Here is a 12,853-nt window from a genome sequence, read left to right on the forward strand (position 1 = left end):
TTGTTAAGAAGCTTAATTTCCTTACTATTAAAGCTAGTTAATACTTGTTTTAAATTATGTTTTATTAAAATTAGTGAAAATAAATATTCGCAGAAAAGTGATTTTTAAATGAGGCAAGATTAAAATCGTTAGAGTTAATATTATCTCTTTCCTATGCGGAAATTTGAATAACAGTTAAAAATAAAAAACAATGAAAAGGGAAGATTCAAAACACGAAACCGATAATATAAAGAGATATCAAGAGGAAGGGTACACGGTAAATTATTTATTCGAAAACGACCATTTGATAGATTCAGAAAGCAAAGTAGCTTATAAACCAGAAGATGTTTTTATTGTGGCTCATCATCGTTATGAAGGTATGAGTGATCCTGATGATATGTCAATTTTATATATAATAGAAACTAAAGACGGAGGCAAAGGGACTCATTTATTAGGATATGGTCCAACGGCAGATTTGGAAGAAGCCGAATTTTTTAAAGACATTCCGAAAGCGAATTATTCCAAAAATGCAGACATAAACGAATTAACATAAAAGAATAAAAATAGATTGGTATTTTTATTTTGCTGATGAGCAGTTGTTTCAAATTTATTTGAGGCAGCTGCTTTTTTTTTGAGGTTCAAAGGTTCAAAGGTTCAAAGTGACAAAGGTTTTTTCTTTATCAAAGGTTTAAGACAGAGAGTATAAAACTTTGAACCATTGCCTCTCAGAATCTTTGCCTCTCAACATAAAAATTATGAAAAGACTCAACTGAACAAAGGTTTTTCTTTATCTAAAAGGTTCTGAGGGACAAAGATTATAAACCTTTGAGCCTTTGCCTCAGAACCTTTGTTTCTCAACGTAAACATTATCAGTCTTTTATGTGTAAAGACTCAAAGTGATAAAGGTTTTTCTTTATCTAAAAGGTTTAAGACAAATATTATAAACCTTTGAACCTTTGCCCCTCAGAACCTTTGTTTCTCCCCAAATATAAATTATGAAATATCTGCACAAAATTGTGTAAAGAATTGACTGACAATATAAACGAAATTTGGATTATAGAAATTTAGCAACCAAGGTTGGTTTTTATACGTAAATAATTACCGAACCCGCTTTGATAAACCAAACCATATAATGAAAAAACTTTACATAAATACTGGAAGCTTTGATGCTATTTTTAATAATCTGAAAGAAAGTTTTGGAGGAGAATTAAAAGTTACGGCCAATGAATACAATTTGGAAATTAAATCAAAATGGGCAAAGGGAAGCATTTCTGGCGTTCGTTTTGAAAAAGAGATGTCATACCTTAGTTTTGATCTAACTTTTAATCAAGAAATTAGTTTAAGTATCGAATCTAATCCGTTTTCACCTGTATTTTTTGCGTATTGCGAGAAAGGAAACGTTTTGCATAGTTTTGGCGCTGATGGTGCTACTCATTGCCTTAAAAAACAACAATCGGGTATTATGAGCAATTCTTCTACTATTAATAGTGTATTGCATTTTCAAAGCCACCAACAGATTCAATTTTCGATAATTGGAATGCCAACAACAATAGAAAATAAAGAAAGTGACTTTGTTTCTCAAGTAAAAAAAATATTTACGAGCAATTCTGGAAATTACATTTATGTAGGAGATGAAAACCACCAAATAGGAGAGAAGTTTCAAGAACTTAAAAGAATTCCGAGTCAAGGATTAGTTCGTTATATACTAATGAAAGGTATTCTTCGCGAAGTTTTAGAACTTGAGATAGCGCAACATAGTTATAATTATTTTACTGCGTTTGAGCCTATTTTGAATTTTGCAGTAAAACAATTAAGTGAGATCAAAAAATTGTCTCATATGAAATTAACTGCAATTACAGCGCCAGTACAGTTTTTAAAGCGAAACTTACAACCTCGAAAATACCAATTAGAATTAAAATCATATAACCAAAAATTAGCTAGCTAGTAAGCATACCATATTCTTCACTTTCAAAAAAACAGCTTCGATCGAGCTGTTTTTTTATTTTATTGCCTATTCTTTTTCATAGTAAATAATGAAATAAACCATGATGAGATTTAAAATGAAAGAAATACTGTTGGTCAGAATAATGGGAAGATCTTTTTTAAGAATTCCGTAAACAATCCACACCGCGATTCCAAAGGTCAAAATGCTGAACATCCGTAGCGAAATTTCTTTTACTTTCTTGGTCTTCCAGACCTTTATAATTTGTGGAATAGTAGATAGCGTAATACATGCTCCAGCAAAAAGTCCTATGATATCTATAAAGTCCATTTTGTAAAATTTGTTAAGTTGGTTTAGTTATCGAAATAAAACTTCGGGACTGAACGCCTTTGCGAGATAAAATCACAAGACGATAGCATTATTAGCTGAAAAAACTTAGCATCTCAGCATCTCAGCAACTTTTCTAACCCACCAATTCACCACCATTTATATGAATAAATTGGCCAGTAATATAACTGCTGTCTTCACAGGCCAGAAATACATAAGCAGGCGCGACTTCCGAAGGCTGACCGGGTCTCTCCATCGGATTGTCTTTTCCAAAATCAGATAATTTGTCGAAACTAGCTACGATTAAAGGCGTCCAGATTGGTCCAGGTGCAACGCCATTTACGCGTATTTTCCTTTTTGCCAGCATAGTCGAAAGAGAACGGGTAAAGCTTACTATCGCCCCTTTGGTACTCGCATAATCTGCCAAGTGTTCGCTTCCGCGAAAAGCCGTAACAGAGGTGGTGTTTATGATGCTATCACCTTCTTTCAAGAAAGCAAGCGCTGCTTTGGTGATATAAAAGAAGGGATAAATATTCGTTTCAAAAGTTTTATGAAGCTGCGCTGAAGTTATTTTTTCTATTTCTGTTTGCGGAAACTGAGTAGCAGCATTATTTACCAAAATATCTAGACTTTTAAAAGTAGTATGGCATTTTTTAATGGCACTTTGGCAAAATTTTTCATCTTTCAAATCACCGCTTATCAATAAACATTGCTGACCTTCTTTTTCGATCATTGCTTTGGTTTCTTTCGCATCTTTATCTTCTTTTAAATATACAATTGCGATATTGGCGCCTTCTCTCGCAAAATGTACCGCAACACTTCGGCCAATTCCGCTGTCGCCACCGGTAATGAAAGCTGTTTTTCCGAATAATTTACCGCTTCCAACATAATTCTCCCTTATAATTTCAGGCTCTGGATTCATCCTGTGCTCATTGCCAGGAAGATTTTGTTTTTGCTCGGGAAATGTTTGTTTCTTTTTCATGATTTACTCTTTTAAGCTTGTAATGTCATTTAAAATTACCCGATAACTGCAATTTTACTTGCCCTAAAAGATATTTTATTTGCCTCAATAAACTCAAAAAGGAAAAACTTGTATGAAAATACATCTGATAGAAGATAAAGTTTAAATAACAAGAAATTTCTAATAAGTTAAGAATCACGCAATATGTTTAATTTAATAGTAAAAGATGGGAATTTTATAACTATTTTCGATTTAGATAAAAAACCAGCTCGTTATTTTTTTTATACATTTGAGAATTTCCACATAATTTTTAAGAGTTACTTCGGTGATTCTTTAAAAAAATAAGAAAATTTTTAAATTTCACTTTAAATTCAAGAGTTTTGATTTACAACCGATTTAGCATCAATATGGCATGGTATTAATTGTAGACGATATAAGGGCCAATATTATTGCCTTAAAGAAAACATTAGAGCTGCATAATATCGATGTCGATAGTGCCGAATCTGGAGAAGAAGCTTTAAAGAAAATCCTGAAAACAGATTATTGTCTGATTATTATGGACGTTCAAATGCCGGGACTCGATGGTTTTGAGGTGGTAAAAATTCTTTCTGGAAATATCCGTACAAAAGATATTCCTGTTATTTTTCTTTCGGCACTTAATACCGAGAAAAAATACATCTTTAAGGGGTACGAAACAGGTGCTGTTGAGTACATTACCAAACCTGTAGATAGCGATTTACTGATTTTAAAAGTAAAAACCTTCATTAAAATCTACGAACAGCAAAATGAACTTAAAGTGATGAAAGACCTTCTTTCTAAAGAAATAAAAATTAGAAAAGAAGCGCAGGACAATCTTGAAATAAAAATCGCGGAAAGAACAAAAGAACTGGTTCAGAAAAATGAAGAACTCGAACTTCGAAATCACGAATTGCAACAGTTTTCTTGGGTGGTATCGCATGATCTAAATGAGCCAATCAGAAAGATTCAAATCTTTATCAAAATAATAAAAGACCTTTACTTAAAGGCAGATGACAAAGCGATCGATTATGTTGACCGAACAATAAAATCGGCAGAAAGAATGCAAACTTTAATTACCGATCTTTTGGCATATTCAAGGCTTTCTGCTCAGGTAAAACCTGAAAAAACAGATTTGAATGTTGTTTTGCAGGAAGTGTTGGGAGATTTTGATTATTTAATTGAGCGTAAAAATGCCACAATAAAAACTAACGAACTTCCAACAATAGATAGTATTCCGAGTCAAATGCGTCAGGTTTTTCAGAATCTAATTGGAAACGCTTTGAAGTTCTCAGGAAATGAAGAAAAAGCGGTAATAGAAGTTACTTCGGAAACTATTTTAGAAAAATCAATCGAAAGTCCGACTTCGCCAGAAGGAAAATTTTGCAGGATTACAGTAAAAGATAACGGAATTGGTTTTGATGAGATTTATCTTGATCGTATTTTTATTATCTTTCAAAGTTTAAACGATCGTCAATCCTACGAAGGAACAGGAATTGGGTTGGCAATTGCTAAGAAAATAATCGAAAAACATAACGGATTAATTACTGCTAAAAGTAAAGTGGGAGAAGGTGCAAGCTTTATCATTGTTCTTCCTTTAAAATACGAATAAAAATAATTTAGAATATATGAATGGTAATTTTAAAAGAAATTTATTAATCAGTTCACTAGTTTCACTGCTTGTACTTACTATTAGTTCTGTTGCCTCTTTTATCAGTATTAAAAGTTTACTAAACAGTAACTTTTGGGTAAACCATACCCAGGATGTAATATATAACCTAAACGAAGGTTCCGCAATTATTACCGAAGCCCAGACCAGTATGAGGGGTTATCTGCTTACAGGCGATGAGCAGTTTGTGGATCGTTTTAATGATGCTGAAGCGAAATCAAATACTTATTTTGATAAGTTAGATGAACTTACGTCTGACAATCCTTCGCAAAAAAAATTACTAGAAGAATTACGCTATAAACGTTCCGGTTTCTTTAAATATCTAAACAATCAGATTGTCAAAAAACGTTTAAGCAAAGAAACGCTGATTTTTGATTTGAATGAAGGCAGAAATATGATGAACGAGATTAAGGCGATCGTCAGAAAAGTTGAAAATACAGAGCAAAAACTTTTAGAAGAACGTAACTCAAATTCAGAACGTTACGGGAATTATAGTTTGGCTTTAATTGTTGTTGCTTTTTTTATAGCTTTTCTTATTTCTATTGTTTTCTTAATTAGAATTCTGAAAGATTATAACGAGAGAACTTTATTGCAGCTGGAATTAGAGAGAAAAGATAAAGAAACAGCGGAAAGACTTGACGTAATAAGTGGTATCGCAACACAAATTTCTAAAGGAAATTATGATGTTCAGATTGATGATAGAAAAGCAGATACTTTAGGAGCTTTGGGAGCCTCCATTCATAATATGAAAGATTCATTAAAAGATTCTTTCGAATTATTATCTCAAAAAGAATGGCTTCAATCGGGGGTTGCGACTTTGAACGATAAAATGCTGGGAGAAAAAACAATCCAGAAATTATCTAAAGATATAATTGAGTTTTTATGCCAATATACTAATAGCAGTGCCGGAGTTTTGTATGTAATTGATGGAGAAGAATTGACGGTTACAGGAGGTTACAGTTATATACCAAGTAAAAACAGAGAAAGAATCAAGAAAGGCGAGGGGTTAATTGGCCAGTCTATTGTTTCTGGAAAAATGCTGGAACTAAAAGCCCTTTCTCCAGATGATATTCAGATCAATTATGCATTGGGAGAAATAAAACCTACGCATATTGTGGCATTGCCATTAATGGATTTTAAAGTTGAAGGTGCTGTTGAGCTGGCTAGCATTTACGGATTTTCTGTTTTGCAGCTTGAATTCTTGAATATTGTGGCAAATAATATCGGGATTGCGATTAAAGCGACCCAAAATCGCAAAAGGGTAATGGAACTTTTGGAAGAAACCAAATCTCAGTCAGAAGAATTACAGATTCAGCACAGCGAATTGGAAGCGATAAATGCCGAATTAGAAGCGCAAACCGAAAAATTGCAGGCTTCGGAAGAAGAACTTCGCGTACAGCAGGAAGAATTGGAGCAAACTAATGAAGAATTGTCTGAAAGAAGCGTTTTATTAGAAGAAAAAAACACTGAAATCCAAAAGAAATCAGAAGCTTTAGAATTGACTACGCGCTATAAATCGGAGTTTTTGGCCAACATGTCGCATGAGTTGAGAACACCGTTGAATTCGATTTTATTGCTGAGTCGTTTATTGTCTGAAAATAACAATAAAACAATGAACAATGAAGAAATTGAATTTGCAAAAGTAATTCAGAGTTCAGGAAATAGTCTGTTAGGTTTAATTGATGAAATCCTTGATTTATCTAAGATTGAAGCTGGAAAAATGGATCTGGAATTCTTGGATGTTTCAACTAAAGAGATTACAGATAACCTGTATAACTTGTTTTATCTGGTTGCAAAAGAAAAGGGAATTAATTTTGAAATTATTGCCAAAGATGCGCCTATTGTCATTAAAACAGATAAAATGCGTTTGGAGCAGATTTTGAAAAACCTGATTTCAAATGCTATAAAATTTACCGAAAAAGGAACCGTTTCTCTTGAAATAAAAGTAGATACAGACGATGACAAAATTATCTGTTTTATTGTAAAAGATACCGGAATCGGAATTCCGTTAGAAAAACAGCCTTTAATTTTTGAAGCTTTCCAGCAAGCTGACGGTTCAACTAAACGTAAATACGGTGGAACTGGTTTGGGATTGTCAATTAGCCGTGAGCTGGCAAAATTACTGAGAGGAGAAATTGTATTGAATAGTAAAGTAAATGAAGGAAGTACGTTTACATTGTGTCTTCCTGTTTTAGGATTTGCGATCAACAAAGTTTCGGTAAATAAAATTCCGCATGCAGAAGAAATCGAAGTAACAACTGAAAGTGATGAGGAAAGACCGAAGTACATCAGTGAAGTTATTCCGCAAGAAATTGAAGATGACAGAGATTCAATTGTAGAAGGGGATAAAGTCATTCTGATTGTAGAAGACGACATCAATTTTGCCAAATCATTATTGGCTTTTACTCAGAAAAAAGGGTATAAAGGAGTAGTGGCAGTAAGAGGTGATTATGCCTTGAATTTTGCTTTAATTTATAGACCAATTGGAATTTTATTGGATATCGAACTTCCTATAAAAAGCGGATGGCAAGTTTTAGAAGAACTAAAAAATCATACTCATACCAAACATATTTCGGTACACATTATGTCTTCGCATAAACTGAAACAAGAAAGTTTATTAAAAGGAGCGGTTGACTTCTTAGACAAACCTGTTGCTTTTGACCGAATTCCAGATGTTTTTAAGCGTATTGAGCATATTATAAACAAAGAATCGCAGAAGGTTTTAATTATTGAAGATAACCCGAAACATGCAAAAGCACTAGCGTTTTTCTTAGAAACTTATAATATTAATTCGGAGATTAAAAGTGAAGTTTCAGAAGGTTTATCGTCTTTGGGCAAAGAAGAAGTAGACTGTGTAATTCTCGATATGGGAATTCCAGACAAACAGGCTTACGAAATTCTAGATGGCGTTAAGAAAAGTCCAGGTTTAGAAAACCTGCCAGTAATTGTATTTACAGGAAAAAGTCTTTCGATAAAAGAAGAACTAAAAATTAAGAAATATGCTGATTCTATTATCGTAAAAACAGCACATTCGTACCAGAGAATGCTCGATGAGGTTTCGCTTTTCCTTCACTTAGTAGAAAATAAGAAAGAAGGAAATGTAGGCAAAGAAAGCAATAAAAAACTGAATTCGTTAAACAATATTTTATTTGAGAAAAAAGTATTAATTGTAGATGATGATGTGCGAAACATCTATTCGCTTTCTAAAGCTTTAGAAGCGTTTAAGATGACTGTTATTACGGCTTTTGATGGAAAAGAAGCGATTAAGATTTTGGATGAAAATCCAGATACAGATGTGGTGCTTTTAGATATGATGATGCCCAATATGGACGGTTACGAAACGGCAGAAAAAATTAGGAGCAATCCTAAATTTCTTAACTTGGCCGTAATCGCCGTAACAGCCAAAGCCATGACTGGCGACAGAGAAAAATGTATTAAGGCGGGAGCTTCAGATTATATTACAAAACCGGTCGATGTCGATCAGTTATTATCGCTGCTTCGAGTTTGGTTATACGATAAAATCTAATCTTAAAAATACTATACATGGAAAAGAAAAAAGTATTGATTGTAGATGACGATTCTAGAAATATTTTTGCTTTAGTAAATACCTTAAAGGCAAAATCTTTTGACTGTCTGTCTTGTTTAAGTGCCGAAGAAGCTCTAAAAATATTAGAAAAAGACAATTCAATAGACGCCGTTTTGATGGATATGATGATGCCCGAAATGGACGGTTATGAGGCAATTCCGCTCATTAAAGCCATTCCATCACAAGAGAATACTTTTGTAGTTGCCGTAACAGCGCAAGCTATGGCAGGAGATAAAGAAAAATGTTTACAAGCCGGAGCAGATGCATACATCTCAAAACCTGTAGATGTAGATAAATTACTTCACATCTTGGGGGAAATTTAAATGAATTATGATTGAAGATATTGAATTAGAGGCTCTCATTAATGAAGTTTACGAATATTATGGTTTTGATTTTGGAAGTTATTCAAGAGCCTCACTTAAAAGACGTGTAAGCAGGGTATTTACTTTGGATGGATTCAAGCATTTTCATGATTTTCTATCTAAAGTCCGTACCGATCCAGAATATTGCAAAAAAATGATTGATGAAATAACGGTTAACGTTACAGAAATGTTTCGTGATCCGTCATTTTATATGACACTTCGAAAAGAAATTCTTCCTTTACTGGGAACCAAACCTTTTATCAGAATCTGGCATGCGGGCTGTTCTACAGGAGAAGAAGTGTACTCGATGGCTATTATGCTCAAAGAAGAAGGTTTGCTGCACAAATCAATATTATACGCTACCGATATAAATGCGACAGTTTTGGAGACAGCAAAAAGCGGTATTTTCCCGCTAAGAATGATAAAAGATTATGCCGATAATTATCGTGAAGCGGGCGGGCAGGAAGATTTTTCAGATTATTATATCGCCAATTACGGATTTGCAAAATTCAATGAAAATCTTTCAGAGAAAATGGTTTTCTCGCAGCACAATTTGGTTTCTGACACTTCATTTAATGAGTTTGATCTGATTTTGTGTCGCAATGTTTTAATTTATTTCGATAATAATCTGCAGAAAAGAGTGGTCAATTTATTTGATGACAGCTTAGCTGTTTTGGGTTTTTTGGCACTTGGAACAAAAGAAACTATAAAGTATTCTATATCTCAAACCAAATACAAACAATTTGATAAAGAGAAAATATGGAGAAAAATAAAAGAATAACAAATTGTAAAGTACTTATAATTGGCGGTTCGGCAGGAAGTTTACAGGCATTATTGCAGATTTTACCCTTTATAGAAAAAAAGGTTTCTTTTGCAATTGTCATTGTTGTTCACAGAAAAAATTCAGACGAACAAACCTTAGAAGATTTAATCGCTTTAAAATCAAAAATAAAAGTAAAAGAGGTAGAAGATAAAGTAAAACTTGAAGCAGGATTTATTTATATCGCGCCTTCCAATTATCATTTATTATTTGAAAAAGAAGAAACGTTGTCTTTAGACACTTCAGAGAAAATAAATTATAGCAGACCCAGTATAGATGTTTCTTTTGAAGCTGCTGCAGAAATATATGGTCAAAATTTAGTTGGAATTCTACTTTCGGGTTCCAATTCGGATGGTACAGCAGGTTTGAGGGCAATTCAGGCAGCTGGAGGAATAAGCGTTGTGCAGAATCCGCTTTCTGCAGATATGCCTTTTATGCCTAATAATGCGATTTTGCATACAGTGCCAGATTTTATTTTAAAAACTGAAGAGATCTTGGAGTTTATAAAAGATTTAAATCAGGAATAAAAGTCTAAAATATTAATTATAAGTATATAGTCTTATTTAGAATTAGTTCCAGAGGCAAGAAATATTTTTTTGCATAAAAAACATATTATTTTTCATCTTCTGGTAGAACCACTTTGTTAAGTTCGGCTTCTTTTTCAGCTCTTTTTTGTGCCGCTTTCCCTTTTCCGATCGGAATTCCTGCAGTAACATACAAAGATCGATTGTATTGGTTATTTGGGCCATCACCTTTCATTACAGTAACAAGTCCATAGTAATATTGAACGGTAATATTTAAGCCATTTCCAACATGCATATGATAACCAGCGCCAAAGGCAAGTCCAGCATCAATAACATGAATCTGATCTCTGATATTTTTCTTATAGACCACGTCGTTATCGTTGATTTCGTTTTTAAACTCGTCAAATGCTTTGGCTAATAAACCAAATTGTGGACCTGTTTTGAGATAAATATTGTTTTTGAATTGGTATTTAATTAATATAGGAACGTTAAAATAACGTATTTCACGATTTACACGTCCGCCCGCAAAAGTATTGTCGAGATTTTCATCATTTAAAGAATACACCGGAATATCTTTTGCACCCATTGGCGACTTAACAATTACTCCAGTATTGATCATCCACGCTGGATTTTTCTTAGATCTAAAATCAAAATAAAAACCAAGATTAAAACCTGGATTTAAAGCGGAAGATCCCATGTTTGAAATGGTAGAAAAATTAGCACCGCCTTCCAGACCAAATTCTAAAAACTCTGAGTTGAGTTTATCTCCAAAGATTAGGGAAATCAAGACTTGTGACTGTGCCGTGGTAATACAAAAGAAAACAAAAACGATTAATAAAATCTTTTTCATATAATGGATGAATTACAGTCCAAAACGGTATTGTAAACTTCCCAATACCTGTGTGCGAGAACCTAAGAAACCGCACTCTGCACGAAACATTACATGTTTGCTGAATTGATATTGAGACCCAATAATAAAGTTCCACATGTCTTTTGGCCTTTTTTGAAGGGAATATTGAACAGATGAACCTGAGGCTGTGCTCAATGCTCCGTCAAGAGTCGCAAGGAATGTTCCCGCTCTTTCTAGAGCTCTGTCGGCAGTATTATGTTTGGCTACATTAACTGGATTTTTTTGTTCAGTTGGGCTCAAACCATCCCACCATTCATCTACTTTTGTCTGATTTTCAGATACTTTTTGAAGTCCGCTGTCCACTTTAGCTTGAGCGCTGCTTAGATCAATAAAATCAGATAAAGGCAAATCTCCATTTGTATCTCCAGAAATATGAACTCTGAAACCGCCAACCCAAACTGCTATATTGGTATCTGGCTTATTGAATTTAAATGTCTTTCCTAATCTTGGGCCAAAAACATATGAAAAAGCAGGTTTATCCAGCGAACTAATATCAGTCCAGGCCATGTTCATATCCAAAGCTAGCCAGCCACCTCCAATACCGATTGTTGGTGTCATACCTATACCAAAAGTAGTGGCGTTAAAATTTGCTTTAGTACTAAAATTAGCAACTTCAGACCAATTGTTATCTGCATCTGGCACCCAAATACCCGCATTAATTTTAGTTGCCGTATTAGCTTTTCCAAAAATTCCATAAATATTTAGAAAGGGAAGCAGCCAAATATCAGGTCTAATCGTTAGTGCGCCAGCTTCAACTGTCGATTTATCAAATCGTACAATTTCATCTAGGTTATATTGCGGTCCATGATTAAAACCAATATTCAAATCATTAATAACAATTTCAGATTCCTGCCAAAAATAATTAACTGAAACTCCTGCAGAATAGGGAAGCTTATATCCTTTTTGAGCTACTTTCTCACCCCAGATTGGTAAAGCGTATGGGTATTTTTCGACTTTAAGACTGTCTTTTAATTCTTCATTTTTTTTTCCTACAATTTTATCGGTGTAAACCTGTCCGAAAATTTGCATGCTAAATAGTAATAAAAAGGCTGATATTAGTGTATTACATTTCATTGATTAGAGTGTTTTAATGTTAATTAATTAAACTGCGAAAAATAAATATGTACTAATGCTATTGTGAGAATCTTTTTATTGGTATGCTAAATAGGTTTTTATAATTAAAGATTAGGGCTTAATAATGTGTTAATTAGTGTTAAAGTTAACGAAATTTTCTTACGTCTGACAAAAAAAGACAAGAAAATGATAAAGGGATTAAAATAATTTTCGCACTATTTTTAAGTATGGTTGTTCTATGAAATTTATTGGCTTCAATTATCAATTAAAAAATAAATTGTATTTTTACAGCTGTGAAATGGATAACAATCATATTATCAATTTACCTGATGGCATTGTCTAATATGCCATGTGCCGATATGGAAGTAAACAGCGCTATACATAAAACAGCTCAGTTTGCTTCAGAAGACAATCATTCGCACGACAAAGACAATGATTTATGTTCTCCGTTTTGTGCCTGCAATTGCTGTGGCGCGCAGGTTTTAAGTTACCATTCTGCTGTAAGTTTTGAATTTCCTAAACCTTACAATCAAATTTCAATTGCTTTACCAAGTTACAGTTCTGTTTTTATTTCCAATTTCTACGGAAGTATTTGGCAGCCCCCTCAAATAGCATAATGATTAGGCCTGTTCGATAAAGATCGAAAACGGGCGAGAGAGTTGTGGACTTTCCACACGTTTACAG

The 12,853-nt window shown here is 33.6% G+C and carries 12 protein-coding genes; 8 read left to right on the top strand and 4 right to left on the bottom strand.

The features are described 5' to 3' along the window. Nucleotides 1-190 precede the first annotated feature (190 nt). Nucleotides 191-532, top strand: coding sequence for a hypothetical protein (locus M0M44_RS15490; protein ID WP_248726464.1), 342 nt, complete (start codon nt 191-193; stop codon nt 530-532). Between the two features lie 579 nt (nt 533-1,111). Continuing rightward, on the top strand, nt 1,112-1,924 hold the full coding sequence (locus tag M0M44_RS15495; protein ID WP_248726465.1) for a hypothetical protein: 813 nt from the start codon (nt 1,112-1,114) through the stop codon (nt 1,922-1,924). Between the two features lie 66 nt (nt 1,925-1,990). Here M0M44_RS15495 and M0M44_RS15500 read toward each other — a convergent pair whose 3' ends face one another. Then, nucleotides 1,991-2,251, bottom strand: a complete 261-nt coding sequence (locus M0M44_RS15500; protein WP_248726466.1) for a SemiSWEET family sugar transporter — start codon at nt 2,249-2,251, stop codon at nt 1,991-1,993. A gap of 133 nt (nt 2,252-2,384) precedes the next feature. Continuing rightward, entirely contained in the window at nt 2,385-3,230 is an 846-nt protein-coding gene (locus tag M0M44_RS15505; RefSeq protein ID WP_248726467.1) for an SDR family oxidoreductase, read from the bottom strand. A gap of 391 nt (nt 3,231-3,621) precedes the next feature. On the opposite strand from M0M44_RS15505, the gene M0M44_RS15510 reads away from it, so the two are divergent. Genes M0M44_RS15510 through M0M44_RS15530 form a run of 5 tightly spaced genes read left to right on the top strand, consistent with a single transcriptional unit; the run spans nt 3,622 to nt 10,188 of the window. Next, nucleotides 3,622-4,836, top strand: a complete 1,215-nt coding sequence (locus M0M44_RS15510; RefSeq protein WP_248726468.1) for a hybrid sensor histidine kinase/response regulator — start codon at nt 3,622-3,624, stop codon at nt 4,834-4,836. Between the two features lie 16 nt (nt 4,837-4,852). Beyond that, complete coding sequence (locus M0M44_RS15515) at nt 4,853-8,419, top strand: response regulator (RefSeq protein WP_248726469.1); 3,567 nt, start codon at nt 4,853-4,855, stop codon at nt 8,417-8,419. A gap of 17 nt (nt 8,420-8,436) precedes the next feature. After that, nucleotides 8,437-8,802: a response regulator gene (locus M0M44_RS15520; protein WP_248726470.1), complete on the top strand. Its 366-nt coding sequence runs from the start codon at nt 8,437-8,439 to the stop codon at nt 8,800-8,802. A 7-nt stretch (nt 8,803-8,809) separates the two neighbouring features. Further along, the gene (locus tag M0M44_RS15525) at nt 8,810-9,622 is read left to right on the top strand and encodes a CheR family methyltransferase (RefSeq protein ID WP_248726471.1); all 813 of its coding nucleotides are present in this window, start codon (nt 8,810-8,812) and stop codon (nt 9,620-9,622) included. Then, on the top strand, nt 9,601-10,188 hold the full coding sequence (locus M0M44_RS15530) for a chemotaxis protein CheB (protein WP_248726472.1): 588 nt from the start codon (nt 9,601-9,603) through the stop codon (nt 10,186-10,188). The genes M0M44_RS15525 and M0M44_RS15530 overlap by 22 nt, the downstream gene beginning before the upstream one ends. 85 nt (nt 10,189-10,273) lie before the next feature. Here M0M44_RS15530 and M0M44_RS15535 read toward each other — a convergent pair whose 3' ends face one another. Both M0M44_RS15535 and M0M44_RS15540 read right to left on the bottom strand, forming a co-directional pair. Next, the gene (locus tag M0M44_RS15535) at nt 10,274-11,035 is read right to left on the bottom strand and encodes a porin family protein (RefSeq protein WP_248726473.1); all 762 of its coding nucleotides are present in this window, start codon (nt 11,033-11,035) and stop codon (nt 10,274-10,276) included. Nucleotides 11,036-11,047: 12 nt separating this feature from the next. Next, nucleotides 11,048-12,169: a hypothetical protein gene (locus M0M44_RS15540; RefSeq protein ID WP_248726474.1), complete on the bottom strand. Its 1,122-nt coding sequence runs from the start codon at nt 12,167-12,169 to the stop codon at nt 11,048-11,050. A gap of 293 nt (nt 12,170-12,462) precedes the next feature. On the opposite strand from M0M44_RS15540, the gene M0M44_RS15545 reads away from it, so the two are divergent. Continuing rightward, nucleotides 12,463-12,786 carry a DUF6660 family protein gene (locus M0M44_RS15545; RefSeq protein WP_248726475.1) on the top strand — a complete coding sequence of 108 codons (324 nt, stop codon included), beginning with the start codon at nt 12,463-12,465 and terminating at the stop codon, nt 12,784-12,786. Nucleotides 12,787-12,853 lie beyond the last annotated feature (67 nt).

Origin of the sequence: Flavobacterium humidisoli (assembly GCF_023272795.1) — a bacterium.
Classification (GTDB): Bacteria; Bacteroidota; Bacteroidia; order Flavobacteriales; family Flavobacteriaceae; genus Flavobacterium; species Flavobacterium humidisoli.

Excerpts from the sequence above, each read along its gene's own strand:
- M0M44_RS15505 (WP_248726467.1), bottom strand. The coding sequence starts at position 3,230 with ATGAAAAAGAAACAAACATTTCCCGAGCAAAAACAAAATCTTCCTGGC.
- M0M44_RS15490 (WP_248726464.1), top strand. The coding sequence starts at position 191 with ATGAAAAGGGAAGATTCAAAACACGAAACCGATAATATAAAGAGATAT.
- M0M44_RS15535 (WP_248726473.1), bottom strand. The coding sequence starts at position 11,035 with ATGAAAAAGATTTTATTAATCGTTTTTGTTTTCTTTTGTATTACCACG.
- M0M44_RS15530 (WP_248726472.1), top strand. The coding sequence starts at position 9,601 with ATGGAGAAAAATAAAAGAATAACAAATTGTAAAGTACTTATAATTGGC.
- M0M44_RS15525 (WP_248726471.1), top strand. The coding sequence starts at position 8,810 with ATGATTGAAGATATTGAATTAGAGGCTCTCATTAATGAAGTTTACGAA.
- M0M44_RS15540 (WP_248726474.1), bottom strand. The coding sequence starts at position 12,169 with ATGAAATGTAATACACTAATATCAGCCTTTTTATTACTATTTAGCATG.
- M0M44_RS15510 (WP_248726468.1), top strand. The coding sequence starts at position 3,622 with ATGGTATTAATTGTAGACGATATAAGGGCCAATATTATTGCCTTAAAG.
- M0M44_RS15495 (WP_248726465.1), top strand. The coding sequence starts at position 1,112 with ATGAAAAAACTTTACATAAATACTGGAAGCTTTGATGCTATTTTTAAT.
- M0M44_RS15515 (WP_248726469.1), top strand. The coding sequence starts at position 4,853 with ATGAATGGTAATTTTAAAAGAAATTTATTAATCAGTTCACTAGTTTCA.
- M0M44_RS15500 (WP_248726466.1), bottom strand. The coding sequence starts at position 2,251 with ATGGACTTTATAGATATCATAGGACTTTTTGCTGGAGCATGTATTACG.
- M0M44_RS15520 (WP_248726470.1), top strand. The coding sequence starts at position 8,437 with ATGGAAAAGAAAAAAGTATTGATTGTAGATGACGATTCTAGAAATATT.